This is a genomic window from Paenibacillus sp. LX16, assembly GCF_036252815.1.
Taxonomy (GTDB): Bacteria; Bacillota; Bacilli; order Paenibacillales; family Paenibacillaceae; genus Paenibacillus; species Paenibacillus polymyxa_B.
This window is the reverse complement of sequence record NZ_CP141152.1, coordinates 4,246,178-4,266,067: the sequence shown is the minus strand read 5'-3', so window position 1 is coordinate 4,266,067 and position 19,890 is coordinate 4,246,178. Positions and strand designations below refer to the sequence as shown.

18 protein-coding genes are annotated in these 19,890 nt (G+C 45.4%); 17 read left to right on the top strand and 1 reads right to left on the bottom strand.

The window, feature by feature from the left end; genetic code table 11:
- The first annotated feature begins 5 nt into the window (after window positions 1-5).
- From T3H97_RS19060 to T3H97_RS18990, 15 genes are all read left to right on the top strand, one after another.
- On the top strand, window positions 6-1,325 hold the full coding sequence (locus T3H97_RS19060) for a normocyte-binding protein (RefSeq protein WP_134902812.1): 1,320 nt from the start codon (window positions 6-8) through the stop codon (window positions 1,323-1,325).
- Window positions 1,322-2,011, top strand: a complete 690-nt coding sequence (locus T3H97_RS19055; RefSeq protein WP_134902813.1) for an iron-dependent peroxidase — start codon at window positions 1,322-1,324, stop codon at window positions 2,009-2,011. Before T3H97_RS19060 ends, T3H97_RS19055 begins: the two co-directional genes overlap by 4 nt.
- A 31-nt stretch (window positions 2,012-2,042) precedes the next feature.
- Window positions 2,043-4,694, top strand: a complete 2,652-nt coding sequence (locus tag T3H97_RS19050; RefSeq protein WP_328800581.1) for an Hsp70 family protein — start codon at window positions 2,043-2,045, stop codon at window positions 4,692-4,694.
- 62 nt (window positions 4,695-4,756) lie between these two features.
- Window positions 4,757-5,269, top strand: coding sequence for an RDD family protein (locus tag T3H97_RS19045; protein ID WP_328802850.1), 513 nt, complete (start codon window positions 4,757-4,759; stop codon window positions 5,267-5,269).
- A 60-nt stretch (window positions 5,270-5,329) separates the two neighbouring features.
- Window positions 5,330-5,482 carry a hypothetical protein gene (locus tag T3H97_RS19040; RefSeq protein WP_175405292.1) on the top strand — a complete coding sequence of 51 codons (153 nt, stop codon included), beginning with the start codon at window positions 5,330-5,332 and terminating at the stop codon, window positions 5,480-5,482.
- Window positions 5,483-5,500: 18 nt separating this feature from the next.
- The gene (locus tag T3H97_RS19035) at window positions 5,501-6,277 is read left to right on the top strand and encodes a DNA and RNA helicase (RefSeq protein WP_328800580.1); all 777 of its coding nucleotides are present in this window, start codon (window positions 5,501-5,503) and stop codon (window positions 6,275-6,277) included.
- A 25-nt stretch (window positions 6,278-6,302) separates the two neighbouring features.
- The gene (locus T3H97_RS19030) at window positions 6,303-6,902 is read left to right on the top strand and encodes a hypothetical protein (protein ID WP_328800579.1); all 600 of its coding nucleotides are present in this window, start codon (window positions 6,303-6,305) and stop codon (window positions 6,900-6,902) included.
- Window positions 6,899-8,311: a phage tail protein gene (locus tag T3H97_RS19025; RefSeq protein WP_328800578.1), complete on the top strand. Its 1,413-nt coding sequence runs from the start codon at window positions 6,899-6,901 to the stop codon at window positions 8,309-8,311. The genes T3H97_RS19030 and T3H97_RS19025 overlap by 4 nt, the downstream gene beginning before the upstream one ends.
- Window positions 8,308-8,955: a hypothetical protein gene (locus T3H97_RS19020; RefSeq protein WP_328800577.1), complete on the top strand. Its 648-nt coding sequence runs from the start codon at window positions 8,308-8,310 to the stop codon at window positions 8,953-8,955. Before T3H97_RS19025 ends, T3H97_RS19020 begins: the two co-directional genes overlap by 4 nt.
- Complete coding sequence (locus tag T3H97_RS19015) at window positions 8,937-9,461, top strand: hypothetical protein (protein WP_328800576.1); 525 nt, start codon at window positions 8,937-8,939, stop codon at window positions 9,459-9,461. Before T3H97_RS19020 ends, T3H97_RS19015 begins: the two co-directional genes overlap by 19 nt.
- 15 nt (window positions 9,462-9,476) lie before the next feature.
- Window positions 9,477-9,869 (top strand): DUF4280 domain-containing protein, encoded by a 393-nt coding sequence (locus T3H97_RS19010; protein ID WP_023989844.1) that lies wholly within the window; start codon window positions 9,477-9,479, stop codon window positions 9,867-9,869.
- Between the two features lie 21 nt (window positions 9,870-9,890).
- On the top strand, window positions 9,891-12,617 hold the full coding sequence (locus T3H97_RS19005) for a hypothetical protein (protein WP_328800575.1): 2,727 nt from the start codon (window positions 9,891-9,893) through the stop codon (window positions 12,615-12,617).
- 10 nt (window positions 12,618-12,627) lie between these two features.
- Window positions 12,628-13,116, top strand: a complete 489-nt coding sequence (locus tag T3H97_RS19000; RefSeq protein ID WP_029515665.1) for a hypothetical protein — start codon at window positions 12,628-12,630, stop codon at window positions 13,114-13,116.
- Window positions 13,117-13,172: 56 nt separating this feature from the next.
- Window positions 13,173-13,793, top strand: coding sequence for a suppressor of fused domain protein (locus T3H97_RS18995; RefSeq protein WP_051718019.1), 621 nt, complete (start codon window positions 13,173-13,175; stop codon window positions 13,791-13,793).
- Between the two features lie 763 nt (window positions 13,794-14,556).
- Window positions 14,557-15,489, top strand: a complete 933-nt coding sequence (locus tag T3H97_RS18990) for a DUF2167 domain-containing protein (protein WP_328802849.1) — start codon at window positions 14,557-14,559, stop codon at window positions 15,487-15,489.
- Window positions 15,490-15,661: 172 nt separating this feature from the next.
- Here T3H97_RS18990 and T3H97_RS18985 read toward each other — a convergent pair whose 3' ends face one another.
- The gene (locus tag T3H97_RS18985; RefSeq protein ID WP_328800574.1) at window positions 15,662-16,693 is read right to left on the bottom strand and encodes a PocR ligand-binding domain-containing protein; all 1,032 of its coding nucleotides are present in this window, start codon (window positions 16,691-16,693) and stop codon (window positions 15,662-15,664) included.
- 189 nt (window positions 16,694-16,882) lie between these two features.
- Between T3H97_RS18985 and T3H97_RS18980 the strand changes: the two genes are divergently transcribed.
- A complete protein-coding gene (locus T3H97_RS18980) occupies window positions 16,883-18,016 on the top strand; it encodes a glycerol dehydrogenase (RefSeq protein ID WP_328800573.1) in 1,134 nt (377 codons plus the stop codon).
- 1 nt (window position 18,017) lies between these two features.
- Window positions 18,018-19,778 carry a dihydroxyacetone kinase subunit DhaK gene (dhaK, locus tag T3H97_RS18975; protein WP_328800572.1) on the top strand — a complete coding sequence of 587 codons (1,761 nt, stop codon included), beginning with the start codon at window positions 18,018-18,020 and terminating at the stop codon, window positions 19,776-19,778.
- The last annotated feature ends 112 nt before the right edge of the window (window positions 19,779-19,890 follow it).

Below are 19,890 nucleotides of genomic sequence, written 5' to 3'. Positions count from 1 at the left end.
ACGTCGTGAAAGAGCTGGTACAGGACCGTTTGAGCAAGATGGACGATTTAGAGCAGAGACGTTTACTGAAAAATATGATGGCGGGGGTATTTATGAACCTCGTCGAATATCAGGAAGAAATGACCCGCCAGCTAGAACGGCGGGTATTTGAGGAAATTGAGAATACGGAAGAAAAGATTGATGTGTACGTGTCATTGACATCGCGTGAGGACTATGACCCGATTCATGAATTTTTATATCCTGTGTTACCGTCTGATACCGAGGAAAAGCAGATGGACATCAGCCGTGTGGCAGAGGTGGTACGCGAAGGCGGTGCGATGCCGCTGTTTACGCTTTTTCTTGAGATGGAGACCGAACGAATCTCAGCGCTGGTGCGCAGCAAGCGAATTTTCTCAGGAATGTTGGTCACGGAAACTGGCAATTATCCGATTCGTTTTCGTCTGGAGCATAACCGTTCTTATATTTTGGAGATTGAGCAGTTATATCATACCTTTATGCAAAATGGAATGCCGTGGAAAACAATTAATCACCCGTACGCTTATAAGTTTGTGGACTGTGTATTGATTGGTGGAGACGGCGAGCCGGCTGCCCATGAAGAAATTCATGAAATTACAATTTCATTGGAGGAATTCGACGTTTTTAAGAAGGGCGACGTTTTTCCGCTTTGGAACATTGAAAGGCTATCTCTAAAGAACAGCGGTTTTCCTATACCCGCTATGGATCGTGTGAATTATGAGCATGTGCTGCCTTTGCGAAAAACAGGTCCTGAGCATGGTTATTTGATTGACGGGACTGAAGGCGATATCCGGTATATCAAGCGTACAGAAGAGGAACTAACGATTGTCACACCACGTGATAAGTCTGGCGAATGGAATGTGTTGAAGGTTACGAAGCCTGTTACAACGAGACTTAGTCGTCAGACTTATCCGTTATTGTCCAATCGGCGACAGGACAGCTTTTTGGGCCGCTATGCAGGAAAACAGGCCGTGATTGTCCGTGCCAAGGCGGAAATCATGCGCATCGTAAACTCGTTTGAAGCAGCGCAAGGGCTGGAACTAGAACGTGTGGACATTTGGGGAGGTGCAGGGAGAAATGATGTAAGCAACCTTGTAACCAAAACCCAGACGTATCCGTTAAATCCGTTTGTCAGCGATAACGTACGGACAGAGGAAGGCAAGCAGATCATGCGTTTGGGGTTCAGACGTAGTTCTGACGATGTTTTGCCCACCGCTCCTGCTTATATTTTATCCGATTTGATGAGCTTTCTGGTATCGGAAGTGCAGATGTATTTTCCGGAGTACAAGTGTGAAGGAGAATGGGTGTGAATTACGTCTGGGATTTGCTCATGCGCGCGAGGGAACAGGGGCTGGATGTAGATAAATTCCGCTTCGTACCCGCTGTCAGCTACTCTCCGTATATGGAGCTTAGTCTGGCAGAGTTGAATACTTCCCATTTGGAGCAGGTAGTGGAAATCAATCCGTACTACCGCTTTTATTCTATTTTTCGGGATCTGTTTCCACCGGATGCTGAAGAGTATCTGGAGCTGAGAGAATCACTATTTGATATTATGATGCATTTTCTGGCGGAAATGGACTTGTATCAAGGGATGAATCGGCGGGAGTACCATATCCGGTTTGTTCAGCGTGATATTGCAGAGGGCATTTTTGGCCCGAAGGTAAAGGAAGGCTTTGGACAATTAAACCGTGAGGATCAGGACGCGATTGCTGAAGGATTGCTGCGCCTGTATGAGACGGGAGAAGCCGTACATCTGCTAAAAGAAACGATGCGACGCGTCTTTCATCGCTCAATCATTTACACCAATTGTGAGGAAAAAGACGAATTACTCATCTATATCGGCCAAGAGGAGACGCCATTGTCACGGATTAAAGTGGATTTGATTCTGGATTTGTTTCTTCCGGCACGTTTTACGACGGAATTGTATTGGACAAGTCATTTCGGCATTTTGGAGGAAGATCCTACGATGAAAATAGACGCTATCGCCCTCTATTAAGGCTAAATGGCTAAGAAAGGACATGTGAACGATGAACGGACCCTATACATACAGGTTGCTAGACCCGCTCACCGATCGAAAAAGCATACGCTTCACAGCGAAATACACGCGGGCGGAATTGGAGCAAATGACGACCTTTCAGTTACGCGGAATATGCGATAAGGAACGACTGGTCGAGGGCTTTGCCAATCGCCTGGCACGTGAAGAATTGATTCGCGTGATTTTGCGATTTCGGAGTGCGGAAGAGCATTTACTCATCACAAGGCCGAATCCTGGCGGTTTTGAACGCATGGAATCGGCACTACAGCGAAACTGGAACGACCGTCGACAGGAGAGCAGCGGTATCCGGGTTCCCGCCAAAATCACGCTGTATCAGGGTGTACGCACAGGTCGCATGGACAACTACCGGATCGAATCCGATTTGCCTTGGCTGAGCTCATCTAATGTGCTGCTGGTGAATGCGACAGGAGAACTGTGCGGTGTTCTGAATTTAGTGAAGGATGAGGGACGCACAGGCGTATATTATCTTTCTCGTCATCGTGATGCTGAACTGCGAGAGACGTCCAATCATAGTTATAGCCTGCTATTTCTGCGAAGACAGGAATCAGAATATTTTTATAACCTCTACTATGGAGATAAGCCAATGCTGCCGCTGAAGCTTCAAGGTCACCGGATTCCGGTGGCAGAGCTGATCATTCGGGGCACTGAAACTACAGATGCGGTACTTGCGATTGATTTTGGCACCTCGAACACCACAGCAGGTGCTTATTTGGATAGCTCCTACGTTACGGCTCCTGATACAGGTATGAGCAGCACAGTAAGGCTGAACGCCATCAATTATGTGTCATTCCCCGGCCCAGAAGGGGCAGAAGGCGACTGGATCGAAGTATTGCCGACTGCTATTCGCGTCGCAGATTGCTCCAATCCAGAACATATCTTTTATGTATTTGGAGAAGATGCACTACGTGGATCTGACGTGGCAGGCAGCCGTGCGACAGTATTGCGGGGAATCAAGCGGTGGGTCAACGATTATAAGCGAATCGAGGAATTAATGGATTCCGAGGGGAATACAGCAACCGCTTCCCGCAGTGATATTTTAGCTGCTTTTATCCGTTATGTGATTGCTACAGCCGAGCAGCAATTTAAGTGTCGGTTTCGCAACCTGCACTTTTCTGCTCCCGTAAAGCTGCAGCCCCAGTTTATAGAGATGTTTAGTGATATTTTGCCTGATTACCAGATTGAAGCGGAGGATGCGCTGGACGAAGGGCTCGCTGTGCTGTACAACACGCTGGCAGACCAGATGGAACGGGGGACTTTTGCGGACGGTGAGGAGTATCAGGCACTTGTTATTGATTGTGGTGGAGGCACGACAGATTTGTCTTCCTGCCGATTCCGAATTGAGGACGGACGTATTGCTTACAAGCTGGATATTCACACAACGTATGAAAATGGGGATACCAATTTTGGTGGAAACAATCTGACGTATCGGATTATGCAGTTTATGAAAATTGTATTTGCAGGTTATTATGCTGCCGAGACTCGTTTGCCTGACACCGATATTGATGCCCTGATCGGCATTCCTTCGGGAGATTTGTACCGTCATGTGGATGAGTTTGGTGTAGATGCTGTATATGCGGGACTGGAGGAGCGCTACCGAGAGGCAGAGGCCATCTTGCCTACCGCGTTCAAACAGTATGAGCATGCTACACGGGATGAATATCAGCGGGTACTGAGTAATTTTCATCTATTGTGGAGCGCGGCAGAAAATATGAAAAAGGAATTTTTTCTACGTACGGGGATCTTGCGCAGCCGCTTCGAATCCGAGCAGGTATTATCTGCTGAAAGCGACCTGAACATTGCAGTGATGGACCGTTGGCTGGTTTCAGTCATCGAGAACGGACGGTTTCGTGATGAATATGGTTTGCCTGATGTGGTGTTTAACATTCGGGAGATACAGCAGCTTCTGAAGGCGGACATCTACAATATTGTGCGCAAGTTTCTGGATGAGTTTTATCTGGAGGGACGCTTGCAGGATTATTCGATTATCAAGCTAACCGGGCAATCCTGCCGGATTGACGTATTTCGCGAAGCACTCAAGGAATTTGTACCGGGGCGCAGTATTGAGTTTCGTCAAAAGGCAGATGACCTCAGCCGGGTACCTGAGTTGAAAATGGCCTGTCTGCGCGGGGCTATCCGTTACCTGAACGCTAAAAAAATGGGCACGATTGAGCCTGTCATTACCAATCATATTCCGGCTATTCCGTACACGGTCAGCGCATGGACGCATACGGGACGCGAGAAGGAGCTGATTGCGAGTTTGGAAAGCAACCGGGTACGCGGTTCTATTTCCCGGCCGTCCCATGCAGCCGAGGTGGAGTTCTTCCTGACGGCCGACGGCGGCAAGCTGCGTCAGCGCCATGTGTATCGTAGTCGGCCAGAAGTTTTTGAACCCATGCCGTATGAGGAAATTGCCGTGCTGTACGGGCGGGATATCCCGCAGGATGATACGGACTCCATCCGTAATGGGGAAACGAAATATTTTGTTTTTGTCGGAGATAGCCGCTGGGGCTTTTATGTAGTCCCGATTACCCGTCGAGATGAATTGCTGCATCTGGGTCCCAAACGCTTTTTTGCCTTCGAAAATGATCTCTCCGAGCTGGATTTCTTTGACGGCACGAAATAGTAAATTAAGGATTTCGCAAAATGCTGAAATCAGAAAAGTACACAACACTTGGAGGGGATAACGTGCTGTATGCAGGTTTTTGGAAACGAACTTTGGCTTATATCATCGATAGCCTTATTCTATGGTTTGTATTTTTAATAATTGGATTGATCTGGCTTGTGATTCGAACCTTAGGGGATTGGGTACCGTCTCCGGCAGAAAGCTCTTTGCTCTCAGATGGATCTACTTATATTTTTACAATGAAAACAATAGGACAGACCTTGCTGAATTGGGGAGCTATATGGCTATATTATGCGCTTATGGAATCGTCCAAATGCAAAGCAACGGTGGGCAAGCTGGCTCTCGGTATCGTTGTGGTAGATGAGTTTAATCATAAGCTCAGCTTTGGACGTGCTAGTGCCCGCTACTGGAGTAAGCTTCTATCAGTCATCATTTTGTTCGCCGGCTTTATCATGGCAGCCTTTACGGCGAGAAAACAGGCCCTCCACGATCTGATCGCCCGTACCTATGTTGTGGACAAACGCGAGCTGGACTATATCCTTCGTGAGCAGGCTCAACGCGGAGCTGGAATGTAAAGGTGGATAAATAGATTCTAAGATTGTTATGAACCGTAGTCTTCAAACAGGGGGAGCACGATGGATATACGCAGATTTTTAGAAAAGAATTTTCGCCTATTTACTGGATTACTTGGAGTAAGCAAAGCTCAACCCATCGATGATGCAGTTCCTGTTCCGCCTCCTGCACCCGGTGTGAATCGGCTATCTGTTCCCCTAAATAAAGAAGAATAGAGAAAGGAGGGGAGCACCATGTTAACGCATATCGTTCCGAAGTTTGAAAAAGGCCGTATTCTAAAAACCGAGATGCTGGAAAATTTGCGAGATTACCCTCGCAGTTTTCTGGATATCCGGTATCAGGATTTTTCGGATGGCATTATCACCGGAATGAACGTAACTGTCGGGGAGAACATGCTGACCATTGGTAGAGGCATCGTGAAGCACAAGGACAGACTATATCTGCTGGAGCAGGAGCAGGAAGTGCCGTATGCGGCCACGGGGCGGCTATCGGTGTTGAAGCTACTCTTTTTGGAACAAACAGATCGCCCGGATTTCACAGCCCATCATGCAGATATCGTGCTGGAGGATGAGGCAGAGATCGGTCTGGATAAGATGGAGCTGGGCCGATTCAAGCTCAAAGATGGAGCCGTGCTTCGCTCGGATTATCAGGATTTTGCCGACATGGCAACCGAATTCAATACATGGAGTGATATCCATGCTCCTTTTGCGGGTTTGAAGCAGAGTACATTGCGCCCGGAGACGATGCGCTACTTCGCATCCGAGCTGCTTAAAAGTGGTGCATCCGATCCAATGGATTGTATGTTTGCACTCATATGCCTGAACTCAGAAGCCGTAGACAGGGAGTCCATTCAGCATTACATCGCAAACCGAAATGGTGCGGAATACAGAGATTATTCTCATGCTCAGTTGCATAGACAGCTAGTTCTTATTCTAGAAGGCGCCGGACGTGGAAAACGAACAGCAGGCCGTTGGCAGGGCGGCGGAGCCGGACGGATGATTGTGGATTAGAAAATTAGGTAGAGGAGTGTGCATTATGAAATATGAGGATGAAAAGATTTTGGATCAGCTCCGTGAGATGGAGAAGCTGAAGAGGCCTAACAATATTTTAGCAGGACCCATAATCATTGACGGTCAATCCTATGTGTTTGAAGAGCGATCTTTCTTTAAGGATCGGCTGAAAATGCATGTCCCCTCTATCTTTACTCCAATGCCCAAGCATTTGCAAAAGATTAAATATCCTCATGAGCAACGTCCAGAAATGATTTTGACGAATGATTTGGGCAGTGTGGATGTTACCCTGAATCGGGTGGACCAGACGCTACAAGATGAATGGGTGGAACAGCTCACTTCTGGCATGAAGGCCATGATGAAAAATATGAATCCTGCCCACGTATTTTATGAAGAAAAAATAGAAGAGGTACATGGTAAGCAGATTGGCTATTTTGACTTTAAAAGTCCTGCGCTAGACCAGCCCATCTACCACAATATGTTCTACTTTGAGCTGGAAGGAAAGACGGTCATGGGAACATTTTGTTGTCCGTATAAGCAGTATTCTGAATGGCGGGATGTCGCCCTGCAGATGATTCGTACCATTCAAACGGTTGACGAGGCAGAAAAGGAGGGATATGAATGAGTAACCCCATTTACACCACAGCAGATGTTCAGGTGGCCCCTTATCAGTTTCAGCGTGTATTAAGTATCCATCTCATTAAACAGTTAAACGAACATGTGAGCTTCTGCATACGTGGAATTGTTTCGGAGGACAAGCTGGATCAATACGTAGAAAAAGCGGATGAAGATGAGCACATCGAAGTCTTCTTAAAAAGTGAAGGCAAGGAGATCCGGTTTTTTCAGGGAATCGTCACGAATATTGCTGTAAAAGCTGTAAACGGAGTACGAGAGCTTACGATTGACGCTAGCAGTGAAACCTTAATGATGGACATTCGCCCCAAACGTCGTTCATTCCAAAAAATAGCGGAATCATATAACAATCTATTTTCGCATGTTACAAGTTCATATACTGATGCAGAAGTGATTGACGAGGCTTCTCATGGCGCAGCTATCGGTGAATTATTAGTGCAATATAATGAAACGGACTGGGCCTTTGTCAAAAGAATTGCTTCTCGGCTACATGCTGCTTTAATTCCAATTACGATGCAACAAGGACTGAAATATGTGATTGGTGTCCCCCATTCTAGTGCCCCTCAACCGCTGAACGAACATAACTATTCCATAAAAAAAGACTTGAAGGAGCACAAGCTCATGTCCCGTAACGGACTGCCGGAATATGGTGAGTCTAACAGCTTGAGTTATGAAGTGACCAGCAACAAAGTGCTAGAACTGGGCAGTTCCGTAATTTTTCATAAAAGAACGCTTTACATAGCTAGGGCGGAGACGACCACAGAAGGAAATCTGATCGTTAATCGTTACATTTTACGGGATGCACATGGGTTAAAATGCCCGACCGTCTATGCCTATGATCTTTCAGGAGCCTCTCTGTTTGGCAAGGTAATTGATATTTCCAAAGAAAAAGTGAAAATCAAGCTGGAAATTGATCAAGGCTCGACTGCATCCGGGGCTATGTGGTTTCCCTATTCTACGGTTTATTCTTCTCCTGATGGCAGCGGTTGGTATGTTATGCCGGAAGCAGGTGATCAAATTCGTCTGTACTTTCCGGATGAACGGGAGCAGCATGCTTTTGCCGCCAGTTCTGTCGATCTTGCCTCCTCTGATCCCGTTAAAAGAAGTGATCCTGCGGTCAAGAGTATCAGCACCAAATACGGCAAACAAGTCGTTTTCAAGCCTGGTGCAGTAGAAATTATCAACAGTGGGCAAATGCTCATGCGTCTCACGGATGAAGGCGGGATCGAAATTAACAGTAACAAAAAAATAACCCTGTCTGCTCAGGAAGATATCCAAATTACAGGGGGAGCGAAAATTATTATGGAGGGGAAAGAAGGCGTAAGTTTTATTCAATCCGGAGCCAAACTCGACATCATGGATGATGTGAGATTAACCGGGGGTAAGGTGAACATTGAATGAAGCTCATGGATCGGGATGCTGCGTTGCAGGATTTGCTGGAAAAGCACGTATTTACGGAATGGATACATGATTTGGCTCTTATTGAAAACAACTTTCTGACGCGCCAGCAAGCCATTGAAGACGAGCTTATAGCAGCTTTAGAGTCGCTATGCCAGCTCGCTACCCTTCAGCACGAGCAAGGTCGTAAGGGGGATATTCGATATATTTATATCTCCTTGCTCAGAACTCGTGTTAGGAAAAATAAAGCGGTTTATCGTATAGATGCCTATGATGAAAATTGGTTTCTGGATGAGACTGAATGCGCTGTGGAATGGTCGGCAGACTTTGTTTTCGAGCCTCTGTTCAATCGCATGACTAAGCTGGAAAAGCTTAAATCAGATTATGTCCGTAAGATCACGACGATGGATATTGAACAAATTCAACAAATTGAGGCGGTCAAATACCATCTGCTCACTGTTGAGTTCTTGAAAAGCCAGATGCCAGTTTTTATTGCTTCCCCTTCGTTAGAAAGGATGCCAAAAGCAAATGCATGCACGATATTTGCTGGAGAATATCGAGATGATAGCGAAATATTGTGCCGTTTTACGCGTAGTGAGGGAGCTGAGATACGAGAGGGGGAATCTTCATGGATTATTTCCTCTTAAAGCAGGATGTGCGGTATACCCATGTTCCTACGTTACAAAAGGTAATGGAAACGATTGATCCGTGGAAGCTGTATAATTTGCAGCCGGAGGATATTGTCAAGCCATTGATGTTTCACGTGAAGGCAGATGCAGAAAGTATTTTTATTGATTATCTAGAAGGTCCCATTCCACTCATTTCAGATGCTTTAAAACGCCTTGTCCAGGCCTATGTGCCGGAGATGACTATGAAATTAACGATACTTACTCAGATCGAACAGAAGATACAGAAGAATTACTATATTCCTTTTGTGGAGCGGCTTGCAGCAGTACATCCAGAAAGCGAATGGAATTTGGATCAAAGTGTGCTTAGAAAGCTGGTATTACAAGCAGATGCTATTCGGAGCCACAAGATTTTTACAATCCAGGAGAGTGCTACCCCGATGATCATCGTCCGTTTGGACGTGGCGGAAAGTATATTGCGGCGTGATTATACCGGGATCGCTTTGGAGCAAGTCCAGGTGAAATAGGGAGGGAAAGGGTACATGTCAGACAATGAGTATTATGTCGTACGGGGGGCCTGTATGCGTTGCACTTGCGGGACCCATCCTCGAAAGATCAATTTGCCGAACAGCCACGGGGCTTTTGTTAATGGTAAACCCATGATGAATGAAGGAGATTATTCTCCTGAAAATGTCCCTCACTTTGGAATTTGTAACAGTCCGGAACAGCCGAGTGCCGAGACTATATATCTGATCGCCGAAGATGGCTCCACAATCTCAGGGAAGCCATGCCTGCCGATGCTGACGGATAAGTGGAAAAACACAAAAGAACAGACAAAGGTGGAAGGCCAACCAGCCTTGACGACCTCTTCATTTCAGACTTGTTTATATCATGGATTTATCGAATTTCATACGAATGGCCAGCAGGAGGAGTAGCTGGAAGGGAGGTTTGAAAACATGATAGGATATGATCAGATTCGAATAGATTCCCCCTACCCCATTCAGGTCTTAAAGGATGTTCAGATCGAGTGGAAGCCGGGTGAGCATGGGCGTATTACACTCACAGGCATTTGTAGGGAGTCGAGTCATGCCACGGCTGCGCTGGATGCGACCTCAGAGGATCAGCTACATGTGTATGCGCAGAATGGACAAGAGGAAATCAGCTTGTTTAAGGGTGTCGTCCATACGGTAGAAGTTGAGAACCATAATGGAGTGTATACACTTACACTGGAAGGAATCAGTGGATCATTTGAGCTGGATATTGTCAAAAGAAAGCGGTCTTTTCCTGAGGAAAAACAAACATATAAACAGTTAGTGAATAAGCTTGCTCAAGGCTATGAGCAAAGTGATGTCTTGTACCAGACCGGAGAGCAGTCGGTAGGCGAAGCCATTTTACAATATGATGAAACCGACTGGGAGTTTATGAAACGGATGGCGAGCCGTTTACATACAGTGGTGGTCAGCGACATATGGGAGTCCGCATCGCCGAAGCTGTATTTCGGCATGCCTGCTGGCACCCAGCGAACGATTCGGAAGGATACGCCATATACGGCAAGTAAGGATTTAAAAGGCTATCAGCGGGCAGGCGGAACGTCAGCCGGGCTACATGATACCGACTTTTTCAAATACGAGATTGAAAGCGGAGAACGGTATGCTCTTGGAGACGAGGTTCAATTTCGCCAGAAAACAATGGTTGTAACTGAATTGCGAAGCCGCATGGAAAAGGGGCATTTGCTATTCAGTTATGTGTTGGCCCGCGCGGAGGGCATTCGCAGTGATTTCATCCCCAATCCCAAAACAATCGGAATTTCTCTGGAAGGAGAGGTTCTGGCGGTACGGGGAGAGGAAGTGAAGCTGCGGCTGGCGATTGATAAGGATGATGGGGTATCCGAGCCGCATTGGTATCCGTTCGCTCCCCCAACGGGAAGTGCGATGTACAGTATGCCGAAGGTGGGAACACAGGCAAGCCTGTATTTTCCAGATGGCTCTGGTTCCAGAGCAATGATTTTGGGTGCGGTTCGTACAAATGGAGACGGTTGCGCGAAAACGAGTAATCCCAATGATCGATATTTTGGTACGGAGCATGGAAGTGAGCTGAAAATGGCACCGGGTCGCATCCATATCATGGGTGATCCGGGGGGGACATTGCAGATGAGTCTGGACGATGCTACTGGGATTGAAATAACTAGTCCCAAAAAGCTAACGCTAGAAGCAGAGCAGGAAATCATTCTGAATACGCCGAAGAAAATCATTATTGACGGAACCAGTCAGGTCATGGCGTATCAGACGGGAGAAAACACGGGGCTTTCGGTAGAAAACGAATACCACGTGTTGGGAGGAAACGTCTGGGCGGACGGTAGCGACCGAACTGCATACCCGCCGTTTGATGATGAACCGAAGGAAGGCGAGCCACCTCCACCGCCGCCACCCCCTGAACCGTTTAACTGGGGCAAGCTGGGGATGAATATTTTGGGCGGTTTGGCGGTTGTGGCAGCCGTAGCCGTGGTAGCAGCCATTACGGTAGCGACGCTTGGAGCGGGTACGGTGGTCATTGCAGCGGTAGCCGGAGGAGCGCTGCTGGCGGGTGGCTTGGGTGTAGCAAGCTTGGCCGCATCAGATATCGCCCGAGGGGAAGTGAGCGACTTCAGCGACTATGCCCTGACCGGCTTGAAAGAAGCGGGAATCGGGGCGGTATCTGGAGCAATCTTTGGCCCTCTCGGTGTAGGGGGAACCTTACTGAGGAAAGCAGCGATCGGCGGTGTCACAAATGCCGCGGAAAATCTAGCGAGTCAGATGCTGAGTGGTGAAAAGATCAACTGGGGCTCAGTAGCAAAGGACGCGGGATTGGGTTTTGTCACCGTAGGCGTACTGGATTCCAAAGTAGGCAAGGCCATTGGCGGATTCGCTGAAAAAGTAGGCAGCAAAGTTACACCGCAATGGATTAGCAAAGGTGTAGATGCAGTCGGGGCAGGCTTTGGCAAAGCTGTAACCAAGCTGGAGCAGGCCGGCAGTAAACTGGGCCAGAAGTTCAATGAGCAACTGAGTAAAATGTCAGACGGTCTCAACCCCGGGAAGTTGGTCATAGCCAACGGAGCGCCAGTTCCGCACGTTAATAAGATGGACAGCGGACCACTTCCACAGACGGATGTGCAGAAGAATTACAACAAGGTCATGAAGGAAATGGAAGAGAACGCGGCGAAAAAGGTTGAGGGAACAGTAGGAAGTAAAGAAAAAGTAACTGTTAAGAAGTATGGTGAGTGGAAATATGATAAATCTGGGAAGCAAAAGCATCACCTTAATCAAGATGCTGCATTTAAAAAAGATGGGAATGGCAAACAGGTAATCCCGTCAGATGAAGGATATACTATCGAATTAGAGGGCAATGCATTTAAGGATGTTGGTTCACCACACTTTATGGCACATAAAACTATGGAAGAATTTTTTAATAGATATAGAAAAGGGGATAAAAAAGGTTTAATTCCTACAAATGCTGAATATAACGTAGCATTATATAAATCGTTGAGAAAGGCTGGATTAACCGAAAAACAAACCTTAGATGTAGTGGAGAAAGCTAGAAGCCAACGGTTAAAATATGGTTTACAAGATGATGATCCAATACCAAAAATACCAGGACAAATAAATTCTATATATAAATATTTATTTCAAAAAATAAAACTAAACTGAGGGGAAGAAAATGAACGAAGTAAAGGATTTTTACGATAATACAATATCTAAAATTGACTTTTTCAGTAACTGTGGGGATGCTATTAATGCTACACTCAATGTTAATGTTACGCAAGTACGTAACTGGGTTGATGTTGAAAAAAAAGTTAATTCTACTTGGGATAATGTTAGACTCCAAATAAGAAATCAACTAACTTCGACTCTACATGAGAATTGGCGAGAAGAATACAGACAGTGGAATAATATTACTATGGAGGCTAAATTATTACTTAAGGATGGAGTCCTTAAAAATATTTCTACATTTATAGAAAGAAATAAATTAAACAATTGTATATATGAGAGCGTTGAGTGGGATTTGCTTACTGCAATGATGGAATATGCATATAGCACGTATGTAAAACCAGGCTTTCATACAGAATTGTTGGAAATATATAATTCAGGACATATACCTTGTGGTTGGAAAGGGAAGTGGCCTCAAGGAAGCCTATTGGTATTCTAACAGCCTATGGGAGGACTTCAATACAAAGAGATTGCTTATAAGAGGAAGTGATAATATTGGATATAAATAATCAATTATTAGAACATTATAAGAAATACATTGGTGAGCCAGATTTAATAAATATAGAGACCGTTTCAGAAAGTCTAAATATAAACTTAATCATTTTTCGAGCAAACGACCAAAGAGACTTTCATACTATTATAACGTCAGGAATGAGCTTATTACCTGCACAAGTTTCAGAAGATAATAAAGATTGGGAATATACAGAACTTATCATGTATCTTCCGGCATCATGGCCTGTGGCTAAAGAGGATATTAAAGATTTTAAAGATTATTGGCCATTTGGTTGGCTAAGAAAACTTGGCAAGTTCCCGCATGAAAGAAACACATGGTTTTGTTATGGAGACACTATACCTAATGGGGATCCTCCAGAACCAATTGCAAATGACAATAATTTCACTTGTATGCTATTATTACCTCCCATTCGTGAAGATGAAGGATTTAGCTCGTTAATGTTAAGTAAAGATAAAACAATACAATTTTTAGTTGTTTGTCCAATATATCAGGAAGAAATGGAATTTCAACTATCAAAAGGTTTTGGTGCTCTTCTTGAAAAGTTTGATGAATACAACGTAAATGATATTGTTGAAGTTAATAGATTAAATGCATGTAAATAAGGATATTAATAGCTAATTAAAAGAGCGAGAATAACAGATTGTAAAAAGAATTCACACAATTAATTGGCCCCAAAATTATAATTTATCTTAAAAAACTTATTTCACTCGAACATGAGAGGAATAAGTTTTTTTCTCGTAGAGAATAACCAGTTGTGTGCTATGGTGACACTATAAAATACTGGTGAATAGCCTCTAGTCTCCAAAACAAGCAGTGAACTCTTAGAAGGCTATTCAATGATTAGCTTATTTCTAATTAAATCAACCTTATGAAAGCCTATACATTCTTTTAAATAAAAAAGTTGACATATGTTTAAAAACAGGAAAAAAGTCACTAAGACTATAGTCACTTGTTTGGTGAATTATGTGTTCCTTAATCTGCTAAAAATCCACATTTTTTATGCTAGATGGATGTGTCGAGATTAAGCTAGAAATCAACGAGGTTGTCAGATCAAGGATATGTCCTTTAGAAAATCATAAGAGAGAGACTTTGAACAGATAAGTAGTTCCATTGCGCAATTGTGCTTGTCCTTTATGAGTTTTTCTTATCGCTCATTCACATTTTATTAATTCAGTTCAATTATATTAGAATATTTGCATACATATGCATAAAAATGAGTATTAAGTCTCGGTAACTCCCTTTGCTACTGTGAATTGACAAAATATGAAGCAGTGGCTAATATGGTTGGGGACACGGGAGATATTGGAATTTATAAAGGGGTAATGAGTTTTGAACAAGAGACTAGATAACAGATGTAGTAACAAAATGAAATGGGGCCAAACGATTTTTGGAGCACTATTGGCGCTTAGTCTGGTGTTACTCAGTGGGGGTAACGCGTGGGCCTCATCCAATGAACAATTAAAATGGATTGAGGGTGGCCGAAAGGTAGACCTGGGAAAAATGGCTGCGGTTGAACTGGACTCATCTCTTCTTTACTTGGATGCAGCTAACACAGCAAAGGCAAGCGAGATGAATCATGATAAGCCATCTGGTAAGGAGATTGGGAGTATATTTCCGAAAGATGAAAATCAAAATTGGGAAGTTGTTTTTGAATACTATGAACTTGGACACATCAAGGATGATGAAAAAGAAGACATCGATGCGGATGCCATTCTAGATAGTTATAAAGAGGGTACGGAAGAGAGTAACAAGGAAAAAGCGGAAAGTGATCGTCTGTATGTTACGGGCTGGGATGTGGAGCCTTTTTATAATGAAGCGACCCATAATCTAACCTGGTCTATGTTGGCGGAGGATGGGAACAAGGAAAAGCTGATCAATTATAATGTTCGTTTGCTCACTCGTCAGGGTTATATCTCTGCAATATTAGTGTCCGATCCTGCGCATTTGGACGCAGATAAGAAGTTTTTGAATGAGAACATATTACCCAAGCTGACAGTCAAATCAGGTGAGCGGTACGAGGATTTTAATGCTTCAACAGACAAAACTTCCGAATACGGCCTGACCGGATTGATTTTGGGAGGAGCAGGCTTGGCAGTAGCTAAAAAAGTAGGCTTGTTGGCATTACTCATTGCTTTTTTTAAGGGCGCGGGAATTAAGGTTATCATACTTATTGGTGCTGCTTGTGCAGGTGTGTTTGGTGTGATAGGCAAGTTTTTTGCCAAATTATTTCGCAAGAAAAAATCGGAATCCATGCACAATGAAACGAACGTCCAGGATCAGTCAGAAACATTACAGTAACGATAAAGAAACATTCCATAAAATTTGCTGATAAAAAGGGACGGTGGTTGAGCGCAAAACACAATCTCAGGCAGCCTGAGAAGCACGACCTGGATACGTAACTTGAGCAGAACAATATGAACAGATGATCATGGTGACGTTAGATCCGTGAATCATCTGTTTTTCGTTTGCTTTATCCCTTGTAATACTTTCGGTACACCGCGGGCGTTGTGCCTTCATACTTTTTGAATATTTTTATGAAATACCCCGGCTCATTGAAGCCGAGCTCGCTACTGATCTGAGATACAGGAATATCTGTAGCTTCGAGCAACTGCTTCGCCCATTTCATCTTCAGGCGGGAAAGATAGCTGGAAAAGTTCTCCCCCGTTTCCTTGGCAAACAGCCGACTAAAATAGCTTGGGCTAATGTGGCACAAGTCAGCCATGACTTTAAGAGAAAAAGTTTCACCCTTGTGCTCAAAAATATATTCGAAAGCGGGTTTTAGTACGGGATTTCCGCACGGAATATCCACATCTCCTGAGGAATTCAGATAGGCATCTGCTAAGAAATTATTCATTTCTTTCTTAAGGTTTTCGATATGCTCCAGCGAGTAGCCAGGAAGGATTTCGGACAACTGCGGTGTGGACTGTGTGGCCGGTGCCTTCTCGAACATTTCCGTGAGAAGATTTTTGTTCATCGCTTCTTCAACAATATAATTACAGAGTAAGGATAACATGTTGGAGATCGTCTGGATTTCCTGATAGGTCATGGATGGCAGATCGGCGTAATCATTCTTAAGCTCCTCCCATTTGGAACTGTACAGTTTTTCATTTTTTGACGTGAGGATTTGCTCCAGCTGTAAGGCACTCGAAGGATCGGCTAAGCGGACCTGACCTGCCATGACGGCGCCAATGTACTTATCGTCGATAATGATCGGTACCGCGATGTCGACGATGTCATAATGACAGAGATAAATATAAGGTTTGTTGGAACGCACCGCTTCAAGTCCACCGCGAGAGTCACATTTTTGGCAGTAGGGAAGGAGATTCTCATCCTGGCGAACCTTCTTGCAGAACGATTGGCATTGACTGTGGCTAGTTACAGGATTCCCTTTATAATCGACGGTGAGAATGGCTAATTGGGTAACGGATGCTAATGAATCCTGCAGCTGCTCCCACTTTTTCAAATCAAAGATTTTCTGGATGCTCAAATGTTCACGTATCAAGATTCTCATCCCTTAATGGTAAATTATCCTGTAATCAATAACAAAAAAGTATAATTCGTGATCTTCAGTGCAAAAAAATACGATTGCAAATTATAATATATTCCTTGATTCCTCCAATGTAAAGTTTACATGGTTCGGTTATAGTTTTAATTAGAACGAAGCCAACACAATCATAAGGAGGAGTTATAGATGAGAAAAGCTTTTATCAGCCCAAGCAAATATGTACAAGGTGAAAACGAATTGTTGAATTTGGGTTACTATGTGAGCACCTTCGGCAAATCCGCTTTACTGATTGCGCATCCTGACGATGTGGCGCGGGTAAAAGATAAGCTTGATTCCACTTTGGGTAAATATAACGTGAACTTTATTGAAAGCGGTTTTATGGGTGAGTGTTCCAGACAGGAAGTGTCTAGACTTCAGGAAATTGCTACTGCAAATGGATGCGATTGTATCGTAGGTCTCGGCGGTGGGAAAGCGATCGACGCGGCGAAATGCGTGGCTCAAGGGGAAGCGCTTATCATCTGTCCGACGATTGCTGCGACGGATGCACCGACAAGTCACTCGGCCGTTCTTTACACCCCGGAAGGGGCTTTCGACGATTACGCCTATTTTAAGCAAAGTCCGAGTGTCGTATTAGTCGACACCACCGTAATCGCTAATGCACCAACCCGATTCCTTGTATCAGGTATGGGTGATGCACTGTCGACTTACTTTGAAGCCCGTGCGACCTCCCGTTCTTACTCCAGGGTCAATGCCGGACTGCCTAACGGAGTACGCGAAGGACAGTGTGCGTCAGCAGTAGGTACGAATGCGGCGATTGCACTTGCAACGCTATGTTATGAAATGCTGTTAAAAGACGGTGCCAAAGCAAAAGCGGCATGTGATGAAAACCAAGTTACGCAAGCACTCGAAAATATCATTGAAACTAATATTTTACTCTCAGGCCTCGGCTTCGAGAGCGGCGGACTTGCGGCGGCTCATGCGATTCATGATGGACTCACGATATTGGAAGGCACGCATCATTATTATCATGGAGAAAAAGTTGCATTCGGCACGATCGCACAGCTGGTGCTCGAAAACGCGTCGACGGAAGAATTGCATCAGGTACTTGATTTCTGTTTAGCCGTCGGTTTACCGGTCTGCTTGGCCGATATCGGCGTCGATCATATCAGCCAGGAAGAACTCATGGAAGTAGCTGCAAAGGCCTGCATTCTGGAGGAATCAATTCATTCCATGCCGTTTCCGGTCACAGTGGAGCAGGTTGCAGCGGCAATCGCTGCGGCCGACCGTATCGGGAGCCAGTACAAAGCGGAGGTAAAGTAGCATGAAAAAGGTCATCAACCGTGCAGAAAATTTGGTCCTTGAGATGTGCAGTGGTATTGCGCTCGCGCATCCCGAGTTGGAATTTCTGCCAAAATACAAAGTGCTCAAGAAAAAGGAATTGAATGCGGAGAAAGTAACGCTCATCAGCGGCGGTGGCAGCGGGCATGAGCCCGCCCACGCCGGCTTCGTTGGCAAAGGGATGCTCGATGCCGCGGTCTGCGGTGATGTCTTCGCCTCTCCCTCACAGATTCAAGTATATCAGGCCATCCGAGCGACAACCGGGAAAAAAGGTGCGCTGCTGATTATCAAAAATTACAGCGGCGATATTATGAACTTTAGAAACGGCGCCCATCTGGCCACTGAAGACGGTCTGGAAGTGGACTATGTAAAGGTTGAAGACGACATCGCTGTAGAAGACAGCCTATATACGGTCGGACGGCGCGGGGTGGCGGGAACGGTACTCGTCCATAAGATCGCGGGTGCAGCGGCGGAAGAGGGCCGGAGTCTGGCGGAAGTTAAAGCAGTGGCCGAGAAAGCCGCTGCGAATATACGCAGTATCGGATTCGCATTGACTTCGTGTACCGTGCCGGCGAAGGGCACGCCAACATTAGAGCTCGGGCATGATGAAATCGAGTATGGCGTCGGCATTCACGGCGAGCCTGGGACCAGCCGCGAGAAGCTGACGGATGCGGATACGCTGGCAGGCAGAATGGTGACCGATCTCCTTCGAGACATGCAGATTGAAACTGGATTTAGCGGAGAAATTGCCCTGTTGATCAATGGTTTCGGCGGTACGCCTCTGCAAGAACTGTACCTCTTCAACCATTCGGTCACTCGCGAACTAGCAGCGAAGGGGATCAAGATTGATCGCACTTTTGTCAATAATTATATGACGAGTATCGATATGGCAGGTATCTCGGTTTCCATCATGAAGCTGGACAACGAACTGAAAACGCTCCTTTCCCATGAAAGCAACGCACCAGCGTTTAAGGTGGCTGGACCTGTTGATCATGTCGTATTCACGGATATTTCAACTGTAGCAGACGAAAAGCGGCAAGTATCCTTTGAGGTGGAAACTGACCCTGCCTTTGCGGTTATTGAGAGCAACAAGATTACGTTGAACAATCTTATCTACCTAGTCGATAAGATGAGCGAGGTTATCATCAAGAATGAGGTACCTTTCTGCGATCTTGACTCTCATGCAGGCGACGGCGACTTTGGCATGAGCGTTGCAAAGGGATTTCGTCAGCTGAAACGGGAATGGAGAGACATCCTGAATCAAGATTCTTTGACGATGGGAGCCTTTCTTCATTCATGCTCGCTCGTCATCATGGAATACTGCGGTGGCGCTTCGGGCCCGATCTGGGGCTCAGCATTTCGCGCAGCGGCACGATCTGCGGGCGAACGAAGCGAACTCACCGTTTCCGAATTCGCAGATATGATGCAGGCTGCGGTGCAAGGTATACAATCGACAGGCGAACGTTCTTTCGGCAGAGGAGCCGTCGTTGGCGATAAAACGCTTATAGATGCATTAGTGCCATGTGCGGATAGCTGGGTGGAGAGCGCGAAATTAGATTTTGACGTGAAGACAGCCTTTGTAAGAGGTGCTCAAGCCGCTGTATCAGGGGCCAAAAAGACGGAAGACATCGTGGCGCGCATGGGCCGTGCCGGAACGGTCGGAGAGAGAAGCCTTGGTTATCCAGACGCAGGGGCTTATGCACTTGGAGTGATTTTTACGGAGCTTGCTGAAAGTTTGAACTGATTCTTTATATATCCAAAATTACTGTCGCGAACACTTCATTTAGATATCCATTCTGTAACACTCGCTAATTCTTAAAAATTCAAGGTTTGTTCATTGCAATTGATGTGCATTA

What these genes read in the sequence shown, in the direction of transcription:
- T3H97_RS19020 (WP_328800577.1), top strand. Translation starts at nt 8,308, where the DNA reads ATGAAGCTCATGGATCGGGATGCTGCGTTGCAGGATTTGCTGGAAAAG.
- T3H97_RS19035 (WP_328800580.1), top strand. Translation starts at nt 5,501, where the DNA reads ATGTTAACGCATATCGTTCCGAAGTTTGAAAAAGGCCGTATTCTAAAA.
- T3H97_RS19025 (WP_328800578.1), top strand. Translation starts at nt 6,899, where the DNA reads ATGAGTAACCCCATTTACACCACAGCAGATGTTCAGGTGGCCCCTTAT.
- T3H97_RS19015 (WP_328800576.1), top strand. Translation starts at nt 8,937, where the DNA reads ATGGATTATTTCCTCTTAAAGCAGGATGTGCGGTATACCCATGTTCCT.
- T3H97_RS19005 (WP_328800575.1), top strand. Translation starts at nt 9,891, where the DNA reads ATGATAGGATATGATCAGATTCGAATAGATTCCCCCTACCCCATTCAG.
- T3H97_RS19010 (WP_023989844.1), top strand. Translation starts at nt 9,477, where the DNA reads ATGTCAGACAATGAGTATTATGTCGTACGGGGGGCCTGTATGCGTTGC.
- T3H97_RS19030 (WP_328800579.1), top strand. Translation starts at nt 6,303, where the DNA reads ATGAAATATGAGGATGAAAAGATTTTGGATCAGCTCCGTGAGATGGAG.
- dhaK (WP_328800572.1), top strand. Translation starts at nt 18,018, where the DNA reads ATGAAAAAGGTCATCAACCGTGCAGAAAATTTGGTCCTTGAGATGTGC.
- T3H97_RS18980 (WP_328800573.1), top strand. Translation starts at nt 16,883, where the DNA reads ATGAGAAAAGCTTTTATCAGCCCAAGCAAATATGTACAAGGTGAAAAC.
- T3H97_RS19040 (WP_175405292.1), top strand. Translation starts at nt 5,330, where the DNA reads ATGGATATACGCAGATTTTTAGAAAAGAATTTTCGCCTATTTACTGGA.
- T3H97_RS19050 (WP_328800581.1), top strand. Translation starts at nt 2,043, where the DNA reads ATGAACGGACCCTATACATACAGGTTGCTAGACCCGCTCACCGATCGA.
- T3H97_RS18990 (WP_328802849.1), top strand. Translation starts at nt 14,557, where the DNA reads ATGAAATGGGGCCAAACGATTTTTGGAGCACTATTGGCGCTTAGTCTG.
- T3H97_RS19000 (WP_029515665.1), top strand. Translation starts at nt 12,628, where the DNA reads ATGAACGAAGTAAAGGATTTTTACGATAATACAATATCTAAAATTGAC.